The following is a 19,830-nucleotide window of genomic DNA, read 5'->3' as shown; positions in this document are numbered from 1 at the left end:
CCTTAAAAATTAAACATTTTCTGTTGACTACTTGGGTTCAACTGCGTTTTTGTATTAGTGTATTCATGCTAACCATTGTCGAAAAACAGCCCTTCACATAATTCCCTTAGCGTATCAACAAACCACGTCATGGACGCAGATTGTCCTAGCTTTTTATTAAAAATCGCGTGAGTTTTTGTGTAATCCACATTAGATTCAAAAGGAAGCTCAACGATGACCAAGTCGTATTTGCTCTGATATTTCTTTGCGATATGTCTCGGTAAAGTAACGAGTAAATCAGATGTAGAAACAATGTCTGGTGCTGACGAAAACTGGTTAACAATTAATGCCACGTGCCTTTTAAGTCCCAGTGACATTAGCATTTCGTCCACAAAGCCACGAACATCCCCTTTCGGACTGATTAACAAGTGACGACTTTCCACGTAACGTTGTAGCGTTAACTCATCATAATGTGAAAGTGGATGGCCTCCCCTCATTACACATACATAATCGTCTTCAATTAAGGTGACTTTTTCAATTCGCTCAGGCAAATCACCAAATGCACTAATTGCTATATCAATTTGCTGATCGTCAAGCAGTTCAATGGCTCTTCCTTCCATAAGCCTCGTTGTTATAGACATATTGGGCGCATGTAAGCTGAGATAATGGGCAAGCTTAGGCATAACAAGTGAAACAAAATAATCGTGCGTTGCTAAACGAATCGTCACCTCAGATGTACTTGGATCGAATGTCGCAGGCGCTAGTGCTTGCGAGAGTTCTGCTAACGCTTTGCTCACCGCAGGAGCGATGTCCAACGCTCTAGACGTTGGCTTCATACCATTTGGGCTTTTCACGAACAATTCGTCATTCAATGCATGTCTTAACCTGCTCAGTGCATGACTTGTTGCAGGTTGAGAAAGGTACAGTGCGTCTGCTGCTTTCGAGACGTTTCTGTAACGCATCACTGCATCAAAGACACGTAGCAAATTTAGGTCAAATGCATTTAAATTTATATTGTGCATAACACTTATACTGCCAATTCATTTCAAACATTAACCGGGTGTTACTAGGATATCAATATCGCTTAGGTATTTAACATTAATTGGAGATTTGAAATGACAACACTAGACGACAAAGTAGCAGTAATTACGGGTGGTAATAGTGGTATTGGGCTAACCGCAGCAAACACTTTTTATTGAGCAAGGTGCACGTGTGGTCTTGTTCGGAAGAAATCAAACTACGTTAAATGAAGCAGTGTCAAAACTTGGCCCTCGCGCTGTTGGCATTCAAGGTGACGTCATGAATTTAGGCGACCTTGAAACCCTTTAGAATGAAACCGCGATGCGTTTCGGGCAAATAGACATTCTTTTTGCAAATGCTGGTCTTGGTGTATTTTCACCTATTGAAAATATTGACGAAGCTAGCTACGAAAGCCGCACTGCGTTCGCTTAGCCGTACACTTGCGTCCGAACTAGCGCCAAAAGGAATTCGCGTAAACACGTTAAGTCCAGGTATCGTAAGAACAAACTTTGCAGAAAACACTAACATCGCGTCTGATGATTTTGAGGGCTTTGTGGGTATGGTAGCTTCACAAGCGCCGTTACAAAGACCAGGCACCATGCAAGAAATTGCGAATACAGCGCGTTTCTTAGCAAGTGATGAGTCTTCTTATATGACGGCCGCAGATCTCGTTGTCGATGGTGGTTGGATGAACGTATAGATAGCGTTCCCCTTTTCTGGTCTTCATTATTAGTTTACAAAACCATGTCGTTTGAATGCCAGAAACGCTTACTAGGCATACTATTTTGAGCCCTTACATTTAAAAAGCAGATGGCGGTCGCCCGTAGTAATTGACAAATGCGCGACGAAAATTTGTAGGCTCGGTATAGCCTAATTGATACGCGGTTTGTTTTACACTTAGCCGCTTTACAAACAACAAATCCAAAGCTTTACGCATCAGCGTTTTTTCTCTCTCTTTTCGAAAGCTTGTGTTCTCTTTATCCAATTGCCTATGCAGGGTTCTCTTGCTTATGCAAAGCGCGTCGGCAGCCTTCTCAAGAGAAGGTATAGTTGCATTATGCTGCCGTAAAAAGTGCCTGAGTTTTTCAGTAATATTGTCTACTACCAGCGCTTCGTACTCCATTTCACAAAGCTTTACGGCATAATCAAAACTTACTTTGTCACTATTAACGAGTGGTTGATGGACCTTTGATTTGTCCAATACAATCGCACAATACGGTTGGTCATAAAACCTTTCAATGTGTGCACTATTATCTAAGTGAAGATGTTGATCATAGCTCTTACAACCACGTTTTTCCGTTGAATAATCAAAAATTACACGGGATATAACTGGGCTGTTGCCCTCGCTAATAAGGCTAGTATGTAAATTGAGCAATGCGGAGGTAAGTGCGTCTATAAAAAATTGATGTACATGTTCTCGCCAATATAGGTCGTGCACGGTTACGACTATGTCGTTCGGTTTCTCTATAATGTGTAGTTCCAGTCCGGGCACTCGCATTGCAATAAAGCGTTCAAACAGCGAAATAATATCGATTACAGTTGGGCTATTCATTATGGCAAGCCCAAAGGGGCCGTGATGGATTAACTGTAACGCTTCTCCTAGAAGTACACCTGGTCTTTTTATGCCATAGCCTTCAACAAGTGTATTTACCAGAATGATAAAGTGTTCAGCAGCCATCTTCGCACCGGCTTGCTTGAACTGTTCATAGCAAAGTCCCTGCTTATCTAAACAAGATGCCAATGCCACGCCCTTACGCGCAAGCACCTTTTCAAGTTGCATAATATAAAACGTAGGCACACTGCTTACATTATTACCTGTAATTTCTAGGTTGCTAGCCATGCTCACACACTGTCGTTACAGAGGATTACGATAAAATGTTAAATTACTGTAAGCGCTATGGCAATAAATGATTCCCCTTTGTCAATTTACGCACTCTTTAGCACCGCTAATTTAAGGCAAACTTCTAAATACTGTTTATGTATGGGTGGTTGTCATGCTGCACTATTTAAAATTTTTCAACTTCTATATCGCTGTGCTTATTGGCCTCTGTGCTATCTGGATAGGTGGATACGCTATAATCATTGGCTTTGGTGTATATATCGCGTTTTACGTTTTAGGCGATGCATTATTGGGCGACGACTTATCTGAGCCGCCTCTCCTTAATGCGAGTTTACTTAAATATATGCTTTACAGCGCACTTCCTTTATCAGTGTGTATCTATGTGACAGCCCTTTCTTTAGTTGCCTCCGTCAATGATACACTCCCAGCTATATTACTCACCCATCTGAGCCTTAATATCAATGATGTTGCGCCAGAGGCTTCACTTTTGCAGATAGTGATTGCTGTGCCCTTTCTTGCTTTAATGCTAGGAGGCGTTGCAACGGTTGTTGCCCACGAACTCGTCCACCGTGTTGGCAATCCCGTTGCAGTTTGTATAGGACGATGGTTACTGGCATTTAGTTTTGACGCCAATTTTTCTATCGAACATGTATTTAATCATCATGTAAAGGTAGCAACGCCCGATGATCCTGCGACAGCGCCACGAGGCCGAAACGTGTATATACATTTCGTGCTGGCCTATATAGGCACGCAGCGCGCTGGTTGGCAAATAGAGTGCAAAAGATTGAAAAAGAAAAATCACTCCCCTTTTAGTTGGCAAAACGCCTGTATAAGAGGTTGGCTAATGAGTGCCTTGTTAGGATTACTCGCATTTTTAATGGCAGGTGTTTTGGGCCTAGCTATATTTGTTAGCGTCGGCTTCTGCGCAAAGTTTATCCTAGAAGTTGTCAATTACATGGAACACTATGGGCTTGTTCGAGACCCCCGTCAGCCCGTGCGCCCCCGGCACTCATGGAACTCAAATCGACGTGTTAGTTGTTGGACAATGTTTAATTTACCAAGACATAGCCATCACCACGCCCAAGGTGCGGTTCCCTTCGAAAACCTGAAGTCGTTACAAGATTCACCACAAATGATAAGTGGATACATTTCAACGATAGGCATAGCACTTATACCACCATTGTGGTTTCGAATTATGGACAAAAAGCTCGCGCATTGGGATTCACATTATGCAAACGACAGAGAAAGAGAAATAGTTAAAGCAATGCAGCGTTAAAAAGTCATCAGCAAAAAGCTCGCGTGGACGCAATTTGCTTATAAGTCACTATCATTAATTCAAAATTGACTTGCTAGTGCGTGTCATTACTATTTTGTCTTTCTCGGGTCACTTCATACTTCAAGGACTAGTAATGACAACCACGCTTTTCACGCCTTATAAGAGCAATAAATTAACTCTGAATAATCGAATCGTTATGGCGCCGATGACGCGTCAGTTTTCACCGAATGGCATTCCTACATCAGATGTTGCTGGCTATTATGAAAGACGCGCAAAGGGTGGCACAGGACTCATTATTACAGAAGGCACTACCGTTGATGACAAAGTCGCGACCATGGATGCCAACATCCCGCAATTTCACGGTGAACAGGCCCTTGCTGGTTGGAAAGAGGTTGTAAATCGCGTTCATGCAGAAGATGGAAAGATAATGCCTCAACTTTGGCACGTTGGTATGGCTCGTGTCGCACAAAAAGCGCCATTTCCTGACCTTCCTAGTGCTGGACCATCTGGGCTTTTCAAGCCTGGAAAACAATGCGCAGATCCCATGAGCACCAAGCATATTGAATCAGTTATCGACGCGTTTGCAAAAGCGGCATCTGATGCTCACTGCATTGGTATGGACGGCGTCGAAATACATGGTGCTCACGGGTACCTTATTGACCAGTTTTTTTGGGAAGGCACAAATCAGCGCACTGACAGTTGGGGCGGAAGCATGGAAAATCGCGGTCGCTTTGCCGTCGAGATCATTAAAGCTATCCGCGCCGCGACATCACCTGATTTCCCAATTGTTTTGAGGTACTCACAATGGAAACAGCAAGACTATACGGCGCGCCTTGCAAATTCACCGCAAGAGTTAGAGCAATTTCTAACGCCGTTAAGTGACGCTGGCGTAGACATTTTTCATTGTTCGCAGCGACGTTATTGGGAAAGCGAATTCGACGGCAGTACACTCAACCTAGCGGGCTGGACAAAGAAAATTACAGGTAAATCTACTATTACTGTAGGCTCGGTAGGCCTTAATGATGACTTTTTCGGCGCTTTTAAGGGGCAAGGCTCAAGTACACGCTCGGTAGATGACCTGCTTGAACGTTTGAACGACGGTGAGTTTGATTTGGTTGCTGTTGGTCGAGCGCTTCTACAAGACCCTAATTGGGCAAACAAAATTAAAGACAACCGCACTGATGAGCTAGAACAGTATTCTGGCAAAGCCCTAGCGACGCTATCTTAAGTACGATGGTGTGACGGTGAGTAGCGCCTGACTATACCAATTAGCAGGCGTTAGCACCTAGTGTTTCACTTGGAAGTGCACCTATCAGGCACCGCGGTTACTTACGTGATTGAAGTAAGGCTTCAAATTTAGCTTTCGATAGCGGCTTAGAAAACAAATAGCCTTGTGCATAGTCGCAGCCCATGCTTTTGAGAATTGCAAGTTGTGCCTCGCTTTCTATTCCCTCAGCCACCACTTTTATGCCCAATTTCTTAGCCATGACGATAATCGCTTCGCAAAGTACTTTATCGTTACTGACTTCTGTCATTGAATTAACAAAGCTTCTATCAATCTTAATAAAATCTGTAGGGAACTTTTTAAGATAAGAAATAGACGAGTAGCCAGTTCCAAAATCATCTAGCGCTATACTTACGCCTGCTTGCCTGAACTGAAAAAGCTTTTTTGACACCTGAGAGTTGGCGTCCATCAATAAGTTCTCAGTGATTTCTAACAGTACGCCACTGGGAGGGAGCCCACAATCGAGCAAGAAAAGAAGCCAGTCCATTATATTTGGGTCGCGATTAAAATACTGGCAGGGTGACGTATTAATACTTAATTGCAATTCTGGGCACAGGGTTTCACGCCATGTGAGCGCGTCGTGGCATACCTGCTCAAACACCCAATTACCAATTTCAATAATGGCCCCAGATTCCTCGGCGACAGGAATAAATTCATCAGGACGTATTATGCCTTTTTCAGGGTGATGCCAACGCAGTAATGCTTCGGCTTTAGTAAGTCGATTTGATTGAATATCATAGATAGGCTGATATTCAATGTAGAACTGTTCATTGTCAATCGCTGCACGTAAATCGCTTTTATATGAGAGGCGCTTCAGCGCTTGTTCTTGCATAGCTCGCGAGTAAAACTGATGGCTGTTTTTGCCCTGCCCTTTAGCGCCATACATGGCTTGATCGGCATTTTTGAGCAGCGTTGTGACATCTTCGCCATCATTTGGATAAATAGTAACGCCGATACTTACACTGGTATGAATATGTCGCTGATGCAGTAAATAGGGTTCGGAAATTTCTTTAAGCAGCTTCTGTATAAGTTCATCTATACCACCTACATTAGCCAAACCACCTAATAAAATAACGAATTCATCGCCACCAAGTCGAGACGCTGTATCTTCCTGCCTTATGCACTGTGTGATACGCCGAGCACATTCAATAAGCAACATGTCGCCCACATCATGACCAAGGGTGTCATTGACATCTTTAAAGTTATCTAGGTCTAAAAACAGCACTGCCACTTTGGTTTCATCGCGTTTAGCCGACGACAATAAGTGTTTGAGCTGCTCTTCCATTAGGCTGCGGTTAGGTAACGCGGTAAGTACATCGAAATTGGCTTGGTGCCAAATTAACTGATTTGCTCGCTCGCGCTCTATAGCAATACTGGCAATATGCGCAAACTGCTCAATAAGAGCAATAGCATCGCCTGACGGTTTGGATGAGCATTCATGATAAATGGCAAAAGTACCAAGTACCTGATTGTCTGCTCCTCTTATAGGCTGTGACCAGCAAGAACCTAAGTTAGCTTGCTTTGCTAAATCGGCCCATGCAGACCAGTAAGGGTGCGTTGCGATATCTTCAACCACAGTGAGCGCATTAGTATAGGCTGTATTTCCGCACGAGCCTACTCCAGGCCCAATTTCAACACCATGGATGGCTTCGTTGTAGAAATCAGGTAGTGACGGCGCAGCCCCCATTTTTAGCTGATTACCCTCTAGCAATAAAATGCTACAAAAATACCCCTTGTACTCTCGCTCTATGGCACCAACAATTTCTCTTAGCACCACGTCTAACGTTTCGGAAGAAACAACCTTTTCTAAAATAGCGCTTCTTACGCGAGTGAGCTTTTGGTTTTCTTTAAATTGGACTTGGTATTGCTGAATTTCTTGAAGTAAACCTTCAGAATCATGTCGTCTCAACTCACTTTCAACCATTTTGCCAAGGTCAGCTAACGCCAGCATGTTATCGTCTGAGAAGTCTTCAAGCGCCGAGCTAAAGACACACAGTGTACCAATTGGCTGCGCATCTACCATTATATTGACCCCGGCATAAGAGCGAATATGGGGGGCGCCGACGACATGGGGGTTGGTAGAAAAACGAGAATCTTTTAATGTATTGGGTACAACCAGGTACTTCTCTTCGGCTATGGTATGAGCACAAAACGCGACGTCACGAGACGTTTCTCGTTGGTTAAGATTAATGGATGATTTGAACCACTGGCGATCTTTATCAATGAGTGAAATAGAAGCATACTCACAGCCAAACAACCGCTGGGCCATACGCGTTATTCGATCAAAGCGCTCTTCTGGGGACGTGTCGAGTATATCTAAGCGATATAGCGCCTCAAGCCTTTCTTTTTCGTTATTAATATCAGGTACTTTTTTCAACGCCAAACCTTTGAGATTTTTGAAAAGGGATCACCACCAACAATAATGCCTGCAGTCCCTTTTTGACACTTCTTATAATGTACGTTGAATATAGTATAAGGTTCAAGCGTTACGCCAGCTGAACCTGGTTACGACCATTTCTCTTTGCCCTGTAAAGGGCTTCATCAGCGTCGCTAAGTGCAATTTCAATATTCTTATCTTCTAATCTCACACTTGCCACACCACCGCTCAGCGTAATCTCTATTTCGTCATTGTTGGCCACAAGTGGCGACTCACTGACTTTTATTCTAAGCTTGTTGGCTAACTTTTCTGCTCCATCGCGGTCAGTGTCAGGGAGCAAGAGTACAAATTCCTCACCGCCAATTCGCGCTACGCAATCAGACTCTCTCGATTCAGCCTTTAAAATGTTCGATACATGCTTGATGGCGCTATCGCCAACTTCATGGCCATAGCTGTCGTTAATACGTTTAAAGAAATCGATATCTAACATTATCAGCGACAGCTGGCGATTATAACGATGGCCCGCCCCAATAGATTGCTGGGCGATAATTTGAAAAGCACGGCGATTTAACAACCCTGATAAATAATCAAAGTTTGCATCGCGCTGCAATTTTGATGCATAGCGACTGACTTTATCGACCATGGGTCGAAATATGATAAAGGCTTCAATCAATATAGTGAGAATAATGATCCCCAGTACCACACTCTGGGCGAGGCGCAGATCATTTACTTTGTCCAAGCTTTCACGCTCGTACTGACCAACAATATTGTGAAGAGGCGCCAATAAGTCTGACTCAGCCATCTGTAGGAATACAAGCGCATCGTCCTCAAAATCTACGCTAAGTTCGCCCCCTTGCCGGATAAAGCCTGTGTAATTTCTTGTTCAAATATGACTATTTTCTTATCCACATCAGAAGGCGGCACAGCTAGCCCATAGCTTTATGGTTTTTCTTTTGTACGCTGGGTAACTGATAAATAGTTTGTGCGGTATTGACCAAGGCCTCATCGGCGATGTTCAGTAACCACTTTACGCCAACCACCTCATTTTTTCTAAAAATAGGCCTGACAAACGCATCTCTCCAGTGCGTAGCACCATCAACGGTAAATGGGATAACACCTCGCCAAGGTGTTTCAGACTGAATACTGACATTTATTTCGTTAAGCACGTGATGAGGCAAGCCGCTCAAGTAATGTGCAACACTACCCCTTTTGTCTGGTTGTGTTGCAGATAAACCAAAGAAATATTCGGCTTTGGGTAACACATTCCAAAAAGTAAAATCGTTCCGTGTCTAAAAAACAACATCGCTTAGCGTTTCAGGCGACATTACGCCTGCTTTTATATGTGTATCCACCGACATATTCATAGCATTATCCTTACATAAGAGATAATTCAAATACGCGGCTTCTGTACAAAAGTTCACCAACAATCGTCGGACTATAGTCCGATAATCGTTTTTGAAATGACTTCGGTAGCTAGGTTACCCCTTTTACATTCTCTTGCGTAAAGCGATTCTCAATGGATAGCGAGAACTTTCCTGCTCATTATTTGCGGATGACGATGTAAATTCCGCCAAGCGTTAACATGAGCGCCGCAATAATCTGCAAAGTTAATGATTCATCTAAAAATGCCCACCCCATTATTGTCGCAATGGCTGGTACGCTCAACTGAACTGTCGCGGCAGAGGTTGATGTAATGGAAGGTAGTACGCTGTACCAAATGGCATAACCGATAGCAGAAGCAAAAATACCTGAAGCCAACGCATAGGAAACACCCAGCATGGGGGCTTCAATATTAACCGTCGCAAAAAATGTGAGCGCGGGTAAAGTGATTAACGCTAGTAGGCTGGCAATTATAAAATTACCGGTGGTAGCCATCAGCGGCGATGAACTCTTTCTGCCTAATAGTGAGTATGCCCCCCACGCCATGCCTAAGCAATAACCATCATTACTGCAGAAAACACTAGGTGGTGTTTCAACAGTTGGCAATAACAAGGTGACCATTCCCGCCAAAGCCATTAAGAAACCAAGCCATTGTATCTTTGAGAAGTGTTCATTGTGAATGACGCTATAGGCAATCATTGTGAGTTGGACACTACCGAATAACAATAGTGCCCCGGTTCCTGTGGTCATGTTGACGTACGCTAGCGCAAAGCAAATTGCGTATACAAATAACGACAATCCCCCCAACGGCGTGGCGTCGCGTTTTATCGACCTAATGAACGAACGATTTTTATTACTGCGATTTGCCAGCAACGTCAGTAACACGAGACAAGCAGCTCCGCTAATTAACCGAATGAGATTAAACAGCGAAGGTGTAATTTCAGTTTGTGCTAGCGCCAATCTGCAAAAAAGGGAGTTTGCCGCAAATGCCAGCATAGCTAAGGCTATTTTCACCACTACATTCAACGATAAACTTCCTTATAAACCATGGTTTTATACAAAATATCGGTTATAAAAAAAGGACCGTGAAGGTCCTCTTTTCATTTCAATAAAACGCAACAGAGACTTTATAGAGCAAGGCCTAAGCGCTCAGCCACTTCAATATACGTCTCTACAACTGAACCAAGACCTTGTCTGAAGCGATCTTTGTCCATTTTCTTACGTGTTTCTTTGTCCCAAAGGCGGCAGCCGTCTGGAGTAAATTCATCACCCAATACGATGTTGCCATCTTTATCTACACCAAACTCTAGTTTGTAATCGACAAGCAACATGCCAGCGTCATCAAACAGCGCCTTAAGAACGGTGTTTACTTTGAACGTTAACGCTTTCATTTCAGCAATTTGCGCTTCTGTAGCCCAGCCAAATGACAAGATATGGTAGTCATTCACCATTGGGTCATGTAACGCGTCGTTCTTTAAGAAAAACTCGAAAATAGGTGGGCTTAGTTCTTTGCCCTCTTCTACACCTAATCTGCGTACCAGTGAACCAGCAGACAAGTTTCTCACCACACACTCAACAGGGATCATGTCGAGCTTTTTAACCAAAGACTCAGTATCAGAAACAAGGGCTTCAACTTGCGTTGCAATGCCAGCTTCTTCAAGCTTAGTCATAATAAAGTGGTTAAACTTGTTGTTTACTTCACCTTTGCGGTCCAGCTGTTCAATTTTCTCACCGTCAAACGCAGAAGTGTCGTTTCTAAAGTGAAGAATTAGCTTGTCGCTGTCGTCAGTGTAATAAACAGTTTTTGCTTTACCGCGGTAAAGCTCATCGCGTTTTTCCATTCTCAGTCTCAGTTATATATCAAGGTTATCTTCTGACATGACCTCAGCAAATGCACTGTATAGGTCGGAAACCTGATTTGCTTCAAACGGGACACTTTCATTGCTCATGAAGGTCACTGACGTGCGCTCTGGGCCCGCTTTCGCAACTTTCAAGCGATAGTCACCTTTCTTAAGGAGTTGCTTATCACCTGAAAATAAACCATCCCACCAACTGCCTTGATCACCATTATAGGTCACAAACAGCAGGCCGTTTGATTTATCTAAATCTTTCACATCGAAACCAAGTTTTCTCAATACTAGAAGCATTCTTGGCCATACGACATCATATTTTGCATCCACCACGTACGCCGCATCACCGTCTTCGTTAAAGCCTAATTCGGTATTAATGCCCTGGCGAATTTGCGCAATACGACGCGTCGCTGCGAGCTGAATTTGGTACTCATAGTGACCAATCACTTCATTGAGTACTTCAACTTCTTCTCTGCGTTCTTCCATCGTAGACACATCAGCAATTACGTCATTGCCTAACGTTTGCATGTAGTCTTTTAGCTCTACGGTAAGCGCAGCACTTCTTCCATGAGGTTTAACATTTAAGCTAAACTCAAAACGACGACCAATCTCACTTTCATCATCAACAAAACTATACCAAGCGCCATCGATTTCTTTAGTGATGATCATCCAATCGGTAACAAGTACTTTCTCTTCAGGGCTGAATCGGTCAACGCCTATTCCTTTGTCATCAAGGAAGCTTAGCAGTGAATTCCAGATTGCTTGGCTTAGTGGCTGACTATCATCGACTTGGTCAAACCAAATCGTTGCTGTGTTTTTACCTTCTTCAACGTGAGATCCCGCTACAAGTGGAAGGACAAGTGCTGGAGACTGAACTAACAGTTCTTTGCCTAGCAAATTAGCGTCTGCTTGCTCGCCTAATGGCGGAAGCGCAAACTCATCTGAAAACTCGGGTTTGTCCAGGTCTGCAGGTACTTGTATTTCTTTTTGTTCTTGCGTTTTTAGATACTCGTAGCTGCCTGACGCGGTCTTTCTATCTATTTGGCTTGAACAACCTGCAAGTGCGACCATTGCCACTGAACTTGCTATAGCCAGCGTTCTTTTCATCTGTATTCCTTATTAACCAGAAATCAATGCGTATTTTTTTAGTAGTTCTTCGATACGTTTTTGGCTTGATAGTTCCGGTAAAACCATTGGTAAGCGCATAACTGCACTTTCCATCATGCCCATTTTATATAATGCCCACTTTGGCATAACTGGATTTGGCTCGATAAATAGTTCGCTATGCAAAGAAGCAATGGTGCTATCAATGTCGCGACATTTATCAAATTCTTTGTTAAGCGCTGCTTCGCACATCTGTGCAATTGCTTTAGGTGCAATGTTCGCCGTAACAGAAATCACACCATGCCCACCTTCACACATGAACTCGGCGCTAGTACCGTCATCACCACTCAACAACACAAAGTCTTGTGGTACTAATTTTTGGGTTTCTTTTAATCGGGCTATGCTACTAGGTTGCATCTTTCAATCCGACGATGTTTTTGTGAGCAGACAATTCAGCCACCGTTTCAGGAAGCATATCTGCGACTGTTCGCCCAGGAACGTTGTAAAGTAGAACGGGAAGTTCGCTTGCATCTGCAATTGCGTTGAAGTGTGCAATCATGCCGGCTTGCTGCGGTTTGTTGTAGTATGGGACGACGCTTAAAAAGCCATCAATACCAACGCTACCTAACTGCTCGGTAAGAAAAATCGCTTCAGCAGTGGAGTTTGCGCCGCTGCCAGCAATAACAGGAATCGCGCCAGAGGCCATTGCCACGGTCTCTTTAACCACATTAACATGCTCATCGAAAGGCAGTGTTGCAGATTCGCCAGTAGTACCGACAGAGACAATGCCGTGGGTACCCTGTTCAATATGAAACTTTACAAGTTTCTCTAGAGACTTGTAATCAATATCGCCGTTTTGAAACATCGGCGTGACGAGTGCTACGTAACTACCAGTAAACATAATCTCTCCGCAAAATGTGAGCGCACATGTTAAATACGTAAGTGCCTAAACACAAGTAATAGCATGCGTAAAATGACAAGAATTTGACAATATCTTGCTCAAAGCTTTGAAAATAGCACTGACTTGTAAAAAAACTCTGTGCTACCATCTTACGAATTCGACAAATAATTGAATAACAAAGGTCATCAGGCCCTAATGGCTTTGAAGAAAACTAGATGTCTAAACACCAATTAATCGTCACCATTCTTGGTACAGATAAAAGCGGTATTCTTAGTGAAATCGCCAGTACAGTATCAGAAGCACAATGCAATATCCTTGACAGTCGACAGGCGATATATGGGCGTGAATTTTCGCTTACCATGATCATAGAAGGTACTCAAAGCTCGATAACCAAAGCTGAATGTATTTTACCCGCGCTGTTTCAACGTCTTGACCTGCTGTCAATGATGAAGCGCACGAGCCATCATGAAAAACAAAATTTAGAGCATCTGTTTAATGTGGAATTTAGTGGTGAAGATGCAGCAGGACTCATAAAGTCAGTCACCGGATTTTTTGCGCAGCGCCACGCAATGATCAGTGCGTTTAGACAACGCACTTTCAAAGACAAGGAAACCTAAGCAAAGACAACATGCGATGCAAGTTTGTGGTTTCCCTTCCCGCCTCTGATGACCTAGATGTTTTAGAATCTGATCTAATGTCCCTGTTCGACTCGTTAAACGTGACAGGTAAAGTAGTAGACAAACAGAAAAAGGATCCCAATGAAAACGTTACAGGCTGGTGATAAAGCACCACAATTCTCGTTGCAAAACCAAAATGATGACACTGTGTCCCTTGCTGACTTCGCGGGAAAAAAGGTACTTGTGTACTTTTACCCTAAAGCAATGACGCCAGGTTGCACCGTTCAGGCCCAAGGTCTTAGAGATGTAAACGAAGAGCTGCTGTCAAAGAATGTAGTAGTGTTAGGAATAAGCCCCGACGCAGTAAAGCGTCTTCCAAAATTCATCGAAAAAGAGAACCTTAACTTTACCCTACTTTCAGATGAGGACCACGTTGTGGCAGATGCATTTGGCGTTTGGGGTCCAAAGAAGTTTATGGGTAAAGAATACGACGGCATTCACCGCCTGACTTTCCTTATTGATGAAAATGGCGTAGTTGAGCACGTATTCAACAAGTTTAAAACAAAAGAACATCACATCGTTGTGCTTGATTACTTAAATAACTAGTCACAACTTACATGTATTCAAAACAGCCCCTTTATTGGGGCTGTTTTGTTTTGGATACAACGAAATGTAGCGCACCAACATAAGCGTCTTGTGCAATGTGCAGAACGATTACCACGATAAGTGAGCCGCTCCATACGTATACAATCGCTAGAAAAAGGCCAACAAGCCCTGTCCTTAAGACGTTAATCCAACCTTGATAAACATGACACAGACCAAACAACGCGCTTGATAAGATAATCGCTATCGCCATACCCCAATGTGAGTCAATTGTGTGGATTAGGTAACCTCTAAACAAAAGCTCTTCACAAACACCTGCCACAAGAGAAACACCGAAAACGAACCAGTTCACTTCTTTTGATGTGGTGGGCAACATCCAGTTTAGCGATGCTAATTGCTCCCTCAATCGACGTTTAGTTTGCTCATTCTTGAATGTAAGACAAAAACTGGTCGCGTAATAGCAAAGCACCACTAAAAGCAACAAAAATGCTATGGTCTGCGAAATTTCATTCTTAACGGCCAACCCCAAATCAAACGCCCGTAATTCACCGAATATGAGTAGAAAAACTAACAAGAGCGTTGGTAGCAATAACATGACAATAGTCTCTTGATAGGCGCGCACTTTTGTTATTTTTCCCTCTTGGATACGACGCTTAGTGTTACCACCACTGTGCAATTCAATAGCGGGAAAAAGGCAAAGGCTCAATAATAGAAGTAGTTCAATAGCAAACATCTTTGGTTACTCAATTTATAAAGGTATACCTGCATCATATTGACCTTCCAAGATAAATAAATAATAGTGTATTTTATAATAGCTAAACTAAAAGTTTATCATGATTAAGATCGAGCTCATTGAATCCTTTCTTCTAGTGGCGAAGTTTGGAAGCATTACCCAAGCTGCAAATGAAAAGTCTTTATCTCCCATGGCATTGAGCAAACAGATGCAAACACTGGAAGCGCAGTTAGAAAAACCACTTTTTAATAGAACAAGAAGGCAATTAACACTGACTGAATTTGGCGCAAACTTTAAAATTGAGGCAGAAAAAGTTGCGCAAAGTCATGCTTCGTTGGTGAACTGGTTAGCGGGAAATAGTGGTCACACCAAAGGCACTGTTCGAGTCCTTTTTCAGTCATCACTGTTGTGCGAAGAGACTATTATTCCTTGGATGCCCGAATTTCTAGAAACTTATTCTCAGCTAAATGTGGAAATGGATGTAAAAGAGTCTTTGATTGATGTTTCAAAGGACGACTATGACATATTTTGGGGAGTCAGTGATTATCTCGGTGAAAATTTTCCAAATTTAAAACGACGAGATCTGTGGACCTCTCATTATGGAGTGTTCGCCTCTCCTAGTTACATAAAAAGTAAAGGCATGCCACAGGATCTAACGAGTTTAGATAGCCACGATATTATTGGTTACTTACACAATGAGCCATCGAATGTTTTGGTGTTGCAGGAAAATGGGAAGCCCATCTACAAAATATTGAACCAACGAGTTTCAAGTGTTTGTGGCCTTATTGACCTCGCTAAAGCAGGGTTAGGCCTGATTAACGCAGGCGATGATATACAACAAATTCAAGACGCAATACTAAACAACGAACTGGTACCGATTTTAGAAGATTATTGGTGGCAAGAAGCCAAGGTCTATATCTATTACCACAACGTTCGCCACGCTCAACCAAAAGTAAAAGCGTTTATAGATTTTTTTCTTTCCAAGCGTTCTGTATGGGGCTGCTCATAATTAAAAAGAGGTGCAATCGCACCTCTTTCATTAATTCGTATATCTATTATTTACTTTCGTATTTTCGGTTTCTACTCAGGCTGCTCAGGCATCCCCACTGGGTTACTCGACCAGGCCGTGACCACGGCTTTTACCAAGGTAGCAAGCGGAATAGCAAAAAATACGCCCCAGAAGCCCCATAGCCCACCAAATACCAATACTGCAATAATGATATATAGCGGGTGCAAACTTACTGCCTCACTAAATAGTAGAGGTACCAATAGGTTGCCATCTAATGCCTGAATGATGCCGTAGGCGATAATAAGGTACCAAAAATCAGGTGTAATTCCCCACTGAAACATGGCCACTACCGCTACTGGAATAGTTACAACGGCAGCACCGATGTAAGGAATGAGAACGGAAAAGCCTACCAATACGCCCAGCAACATAGCATAGCGTAAATCCATCAGAACAAAGGTTACGCAACTAACAACACCAACAATGATAATTTCGATTACTTTGCCGCGTATGTAGTTGGCAATTTGCGAATTCATTTCGTGCCCAACTTGTGCGATAAGTCGTCTTTCTTTTGGTAATATTCTCGAAATGCTATCGAGAAAAAACAGCTTATCCTTCAGCATGAAAAACACCATCAAAGGCACTAATATCATGTAAACCAGTAATGCAGCTAAGTTGGCAATGTTACTAAATGAAGCAGAAATCAGTGTTTCACCTACTTCAACAAGTTTGTCATTTAACCCTTCCATCATTTGATGTATTTGATACACCTGCACATAGTCAGGATATTTATCTGGTAGCGTTAAGATCCATTCTTGTGCTTTTTGCCATATTAAAGGGGTCTCTTGTATGAGATTTACGCTTTGTTTTGAAATTATTGGCACTAAGCCGATGAGCGTAAATATGGTCAATGTAATAAAGCCGAAAAGCACTACGGCACAGGCTAATGTTCGGCTTACTCCCACATTGACTAGACGGTTTACAGGCCAGTCAAGCAAATAGGCTATAACCGCTGCAACCAACACGGGCATAATAAGTTCGCCCCACAGCAGTAAAATGGCTGTGGTAAACAAGATAAGGATCAACAGCATAGCTGCATCGGGATCGGAAAATTTGCGTCGGTACCAACGACCAAAAACGCTAATCATAATTACGCCTAGAAAAACAAGAAAATAGGACAGGCATCATAGTTGATTGCGCTATATGTTAGCAATACGAAGTACCTAAGAATCTTTCAAAATCAAACTGGTATGATGTTACGAAAAATTAGAGCGTGTTGACCTTTGCGGTACACTTTTTGTTCATTCCAAGCGAGTATCAGGCAATGAACGAGTTGCGTGGTTTGGTTATTCCAAATTAGCGACGAGTAAAGCCGCATGAGGCTCGCTTGGATGAACCTTTCAGGCAGCAATTGTTTAGCATTTATACTGCGTCTGCGCACACTTATGTAGATGGCTACACGACGCGTGCACTTCCTTGTCTAAATGCTAAACACTTTCTGCAAAAACGTACGGCAAAGGTCAACACGCTCTAACGCCCCGCATGCAATTTACGCACTGGCCTGTTATCAATTTGTCGTGTTGATGGTATAACAGGGTTAGGTGCGGCAGTATGTGTAAAACAAACGATAAAAATTGAAACTGTTTAGCAACTTAGCGCTCTAAGAAGTTAGAAAAACAACCTGAATAAAAATGTAGGTTCATGATAAAAAAGATTTCAGCATCTCTGGTAGCCCTCTCTTTTGTGCTTACATCAAGCGTGGTTGCTGTTGCACAAGATGCCAGATACAGCAACAAAAATGCCCTACCCGAAATTGGTGTGGTAGCGTCTGACGCCATTTCTCTTGATAAAGAAATGATTGTGGGTGATGCCGTTATGCGTCAAATGCGCGGCCAAAGTCCAATAATTTCAGACCCTGTTCTTGATGAGTATTTGCAAGATTTAGGAAATCGTCTAGTCATACATGCAGAAAATGCAAAGTTTCCATTTGAATTTTTCTGGGTCAATAACGACGCGATAAACGCCTTTGCGTTTTTCGGTGGCCACATTGGCGTTCACTCTGGCTTAATGCGCAGGGCAGATAGCGAAAGTGAACTAGCTTCGGTACTGGCTCACGAAATTTCTCACGTTACGCAGCGCCACATCGCACGACGTATACAAGCCCAACAGCGCTCTTCACCATTGGCTATCGCGTCTATGATTGGTGGGCTGTTAATAGCCATTGCCAACCCAGAAGCTGGTATCGCTGCCATGCAAGCCGGTTCGGCAGCATCGGCACAGTTACAAATCGACTATACGCGAACCAATGAACAAGAGGCCGACCGCATTGGTATTACCATGTTAGCGCGCGCTGGCTTTGACCCAAGAGCAGCGGCAAGTTTCTTTTCGACCATGGCAGAGGAATACCGGATGGTATCCAGGCCCCCTGCTCGATTACTTACCCACCCCTTAACAGAAACCCGTATTGCGGATGCACGAAATCGTGCTGACGACTACCCTCGACGCACGCTCGGCGTAAACAAGCAATTTGAACTTGCAAAAGCACGCATCAAAGCCCGTTATTCGTTTGATGCTGACTACGCAGTTGAATACTTTAAAGCCGCCGTTGCACAGCCTGTGCAACGAAGCAAGGAAGCCAATACTTATGGGCTTGCATTAGCTTATATGCGCTCAGAAGAAATTGAAAAAGCCCACGAGATCCTTACCCGGTTAATTGCGGCCGATAGCAGCAATTTGTTTTATCTAGACGCTATGACTGATATTTATATTTCGCTAGGCCAACCTTTAAAGGCCGTTCAGCTGCTTGAGCCACATATAAGACTAAACCCAAGAAACCAAGTGTTGGCGCTAAATCAAGCTAATGCGCTGATAAGCGCACAAAAATACGATGACGCCATTTCACTGCTAAAAGACTTTCTGCTGGTCAAGAAAGATTATCAAATTGCTCATCAGTTAATGAGTGAGGCCTACCAAAAGGCAAAGCAGTTTTCACAAATGCATCAAAGTAAAGCAGAGGTGTATGCGCTTTACGGTGCCTACAATCGTGCAGTAGATGAACTTCAGTACGCGTATAATTTTGCGGGCGACGATCACCTACAAAAACAGAGAATACGCGCGCGAATAAAACAGTTTAGAGATCAAGAAGAACGATTACAGCGGCTTTAGCACCACCGCAATAATCAAACTTAGTGGTTTTATGAATTGCTAGGCTTAGTGCTTTGCAGCACATTCAATCGCTGGCGAATTTCGTCAGCGGTAACCTCACCCATGATAGTGTCGGCAACCTTACCTTGTGGCCCAATGATAAAAGTAGCGGGCAGATATGGTGGCCGTTTCATTGGTAGTGCCGTATTGCGTTCGGCCACAATCACGGGAATATCAATATCGAACTTCTTCACCATCTCGTGAAGTTCTTGTTCAGTTTTAATATCGTAGTTTATGGCAAAAAGCCGTGTATTTTCCGGTAGGTCTTGCCCTAATGTATTTAATTCAGGCATTTCGCGTAAACAAGGTGCACACCAAGGGGCAAAATAATTGATTATTGTCCATTGGCCCTGCATATTTCTCCATTGAAACGTATCACCGGAAAGAGTGCGAAAGTCGTTTTGCACTGTCTGCTCTTGCCCGTCATTAAGCACGTAATAGCAGGCTATGCCTGCAGCGCCTGCACCGACAATCAAAGCCGCAAAACCCAAGTTTTTAAGTAAACTACTCACCGAACAACCTTTTTTAGCAAAAAACACATGTAGGTTAAGTCACCCTGCTTTCCATAGTGCCAGATGCAATTAGTTAAAAACAACCATTTAAATATCGGTATACTATCAACCACTTTATAAGTTGTGTAAATAATTAGGGCCTT

Annotated in this window: 17 protein-coding genes and 2 pseudogenes; 7 read left to right on the top strand and 12 right to left on the bottom strand. The window is 43.1% G+C overall.

Annotation, left to right across the window (positions count from 1 at the left end):
* Positions 1-68: 68 nt before the first annotated feature.
* Positions 69-1,001, bottom strand: coding sequence for a LysR family transcriptional regulator (locus V6N89_RS10005; protein ID WP_338517418.1), 933 nt, complete (start codon positions 999-1,001; stop codon positions 69-71).
* Between the two features lie 380 nt (positions 1,002-1,381).
* On the opposite strand from V6N89_RS10005, the gene V6N89_RS10000 reads away from it, so the two are divergent.
* Positions 1,382-1,699, top strand: coding sequence for an SDR family oxidoreductase (locus V6N89_RS10000; RefSeq protein WP_338517417.1), 318 nt, complete (start codon positions 1,382-1,384; stop codon positions 1,697-1,699).
* Between the two features lie 99 nt (positions 1,700-1,798).
* Here V6N89_RS10000 and V6N89_RS09995 read toward each other — a convergent pair whose 3' ends face one another.
* Positions 1,799-2,839, bottom strand: coding sequence for a helix-turn-helix transcriptional regulator (locus V6N89_RS09995; RefSeq protein WP_346993716.1), 1,041 nt, complete (start codon positions 2,837-2,839; stop codon positions 1,799-1,801).
* A gap of 154 nt (positions 2,840-2,993) precedes the next feature.
* Between V6N89_RS09995 and V6N89_RS09990 the strand changes: the two genes are divergently transcribed.
* A complete protein-coding gene (locus tag V6N89_RS09990; protein ID WP_338517414.1) occupies positions 2,994-4,115 on the top strand; it encodes an alkane 1-monooxygenase in 1,122 nt (373 codons plus the stop codon).
* A gap of 133 nt (positions 4,116-4,248) precedes the next feature.
* Positions 4,249-5,343, top strand: coding sequence for an NADH:flavin oxidoreductase (locus V6N89_RS09985; protein ID WP_338517413.1), 1,095 nt, complete (start codon positions 4,249-4,251; stop codon positions 5,341-5,343).
* 97 nt (positions 5,344-5,440) lie between these two features.
* Here the strand turns inward: V6N89_RS09985 and V6N89_RS09980 are convergent, their stop codons facing one another.
* The 7 genes and pseudogenes from V6N89_RS09980 to dapA all read right to left on the bottom strand — a co-directional run bounded on the left by V6N89_RS09980 (position 5,441) and on the right by dapA (position 13,012).
* The gene (locus V6N89_RS09980) at positions 5,441-7,777 is read right to left on the bottom strand and encodes a sensor domain-containing phosphodiesterase (protein ID WP_338517412.1); all 2,337 of its coding nucleotides are present in this window, start codon (positions 7,775-7,777) and stop codon (positions 5,441-5,443) included.
* A 109-nt stretch (positions 7,778-7,886) separates the two neighbouring features.
* Positions 7,887-8,579 carry a GGDEF domain-containing protein gene (locus V6N89_RS09975; RefSeq protein WP_346993715.1) on the bottom strand — a complete coding sequence of 231 codons (693 nt, stop codon included), beginning with the start codon at positions 8,577-8,579 and terminating at the stop codon, positions 7,887-7,889.
* 124 nt (positions 8,580-8,703) lie between these two features.
* Positions 8,704-8,943, bottom strand: a complete 240-nt coding sequence (locus V6N89_RS09970) for a hypothetical protein (RefSeq protein ID WP_346993714.1) — start codon at positions 8,941-8,943, stop codon at positions 8,704-8,706.
* 376 nt (positions 8,944-9,319) lie between these two features.
* Positions 9,320-10,174, bottom strand: coding sequence for a DMT family transporter (locus V6N89_RS09965; RefSeq protein WP_346993797.1), 855 nt, complete (start codon positions 10,172-10,174; stop codon positions 9,320-9,322).
* Between the two features lie 110 nt (positions 10,175-10,284).
* Positions 10,285-10,998, bottom strand: a complete 714-nt coding sequence (purC, locus tag V6N89_RS09960; RefSeq protein ID WP_338517408.1) for a phosphoribosylaminoimidazolesuccinocarboxamide synthase — start codon at positions 10,996-10,998, stop codon at positions 10,285-10,287.
* Between the two features lie 12 nt (positions 10,999-11,010).
* Positions 11,011-12,114: an outer membrane protein assembly factor BamC gene (bamC, locus tag V6N89_RS09955; RefSeq protein ID WP_338517407.1), complete on the bottom strand. Its 1,104-nt coding sequence runs from the start codon at positions 12,112-12,114 to the stop codon at positions 11,011-11,013.
* A 12-nt stretch (positions 12,115-12,126) separates the two neighbouring features.
* A pseudogene (gene dapA / locus V6N89_RS09950) lies at positions 12,127-13,012 on the bottom strand (4-hydroxy-tetrahydrodipicolinate synthase).
* A 215-nt stretch (positions 13,013-13,227) separates the two neighbouring features.
* On the opposite strand from dapA, the pseudogene V6N89_RS09945 reads away from it, so the two are divergent.
* Together V6N89_RS09945 and bcp are read left to right on the top strand one after the other, a co-directional pair.
* A pseudogene (locus V6N89_RS09945) lies at positions 13,228-13,793 on the top strand (glycine cleavage system protein R).
* Positions 13,771-14,235: a thioredoxin-dependent thiol peroxidase gene (gene bcp / locus V6N89_RS09940; protein ID WP_338517406.1), complete on the top strand. Its 465-nt coding sequence runs from the start codon at positions 13,771-13,773 to the stop codon at positions 14,233-14,235. The pseudogene V6N89_RS09945 and the gene bcp overlap by 23 nt, the downstream one beginning before the upstream one ends.
* Positions 14,236-14,266: 31 nt before the next feature.
* Here bcp and V6N89_RS09935 read toward each other — a convergent pair whose 3' ends face one another.
* Positions 14,267-14,965: a CPBP family intramembrane glutamic endopeptidase gene (locus V6N89_RS09935; RefSeq protein WP_338517405.1), complete on the bottom strand. Its 699-nt coding sequence runs from the start codon at positions 14,963-14,965 to the stop codon at positions 14,267-14,269.
* A 100-nt stretch (positions 14,966-15,065) separates the two neighbouring features.
* On the opposite strand from V6N89_RS09935, the gene V6N89_RS09930 reads away from it, so the two are divergent.
* Positions 15,066-15,974 carry a LysR family transcriptional regulator gene (locus V6N89_RS09930; protein ID WP_338517404.1) on the top strand — a complete coding sequence of 303 codons (909 nt, stop codon included), beginning with the start codon at positions 15,066-15,068 and terminating at the stop codon, positions 15,972-15,974.
* A 71-nt stretch (positions 15,975-16,045) separates the two neighbouring features.
* On the opposite strand, the gene V6N89_RS09925 is transcribed toward V6N89_RS09930, so the two are convergent.
* A complete protein-coding gene (locus tag V6N89_RS09925) occupies positions 16,046-17,119 on the bottom strand; it encodes an AI-2E family transporter (RefSeq protein ID WP_338517403.1) in 1,074 nt (357 codons plus the stop codon).
* A 553-nt stretch (positions 17,120-17,672) separates the two neighbouring features.
* Here V6N89_RS09925 and V6N89_RS09920 point away from each other — a divergent pair.
* Positions 17,673-19,136, top strand: a complete 1,464-nt coding sequence (locus V6N89_RS09920) for a M48 family metalloprotease (protein ID WP_338517402.1) — start codon at positions 17,673-17,675, stop codon at positions 19,134-19,136.
* 29 nt (positions 19,137-19,165) lie between these two features.
* Here V6N89_RS09920 and V6N89_RS09915 read toward each other — a convergent pair whose 3' ends face one another.
* Entirely contained in the window at positions 19,166-19,687 is a 522-nt protein-coding gene (locus tag V6N89_RS09915; protein WP_338517401.1) for a TlpA family protein disulfide reductase, read from the bottom strand.
* Positions 19,688-19,830: the final 143 nt, after the last annotated feature.

The organism is Alteromonas gracilis (assembly GCF_036870955.2).
In the GTDB taxonomy this organism is placed as follows: domain Bacteria; phylum Pseudomonadota; class Gammaproteobacteria; order Enterobacterales; family Alteromonadaceae; genus Alteromonas; species Alteromonas gracilis_A.
This window is presented reverse-complemented; position numbering and strand designations above follow the sequence as displayed.

Coding starts and splice junctions, on each gene's coding strand:
- V6N89_RS09985 (WP_338517413.1), top strand. CDS start 4,249: ATGACAACCACGCTTTTCACGCCTTATAAGAGCAATAAATTAACTCTG.
- V6N89_RS09925 (WP_338517403.1), bottom strand. CDS start 17,119: ATGATTAGCGTTTTTGGTCGTTGGTACCGACGCAAATTTTCCGATCCC.
- V6N89_RS09995 (WP_346993716.1), bottom strand. CDS start 2,839: ATGGCTAGCAACCTAGAAATTACAGGTAATAATGTAAGCAGTGTGCCT.
- purC (WP_338517408.1), bottom strand. CDS start 10,998: ATGGAAAAACGCGATGAGCTTTACCGCGGTAAAGCAAAAACTGTTTAT.
- V6N89_RS10005 (WP_338517418.1), bottom strand. CDS start 1,001: ATGCACAATATAAATTTAAATGCATTTGACCTAAATTTGCTACGTGTC.
- V6N89_RS09935 (WP_338517405.1), bottom strand. CDS start 14,965: ATGTTTGCTATTGAACTACTTCTATTATTGAGCCTTTGCCTTTTTCCC.
- V6N89_RS09990 (WP_338517414.1), top strand. CDS start 2,994: ATGCTGCACTATTTAAAATTTTTCAACTTCTATATCGCTGTGCTTATT.
- bamC (WP_338517407.1), bottom strand. CDS start 12,114: ATGAAAAGAACGCTGGCTATAGCAAGTTCAGTGGCAATGGTCGCACTT.
- V6N89_RS09975 (WP_346993715.1), bottom strand. CDS start 8,579: ATGGCTGAGTCAGACTTATTGGCGCCTCTTCACAATATTGTTGGTCAG.
- V6N89_RS09920 (WP_338517402.1), top strand. CDS start 17,673: ATGATAAAAAAGATTTCAGCATCTCTGGTAGCCCTCTCTTTTGTGCTT.
- V6N89_RS09930 (WP_338517404.1), top strand. CDS start 15,066: ATGATTAAGATCGAGCTCATTGAATCCTTTCTTCTAGTGGCGAAGTTT.
- bcp (WP_338517406.1), top strand. CDS start 13,771: ATGAAAACGTTACAGGCTGGTGATAAAGCACCACAATTCTCGTTGCAA.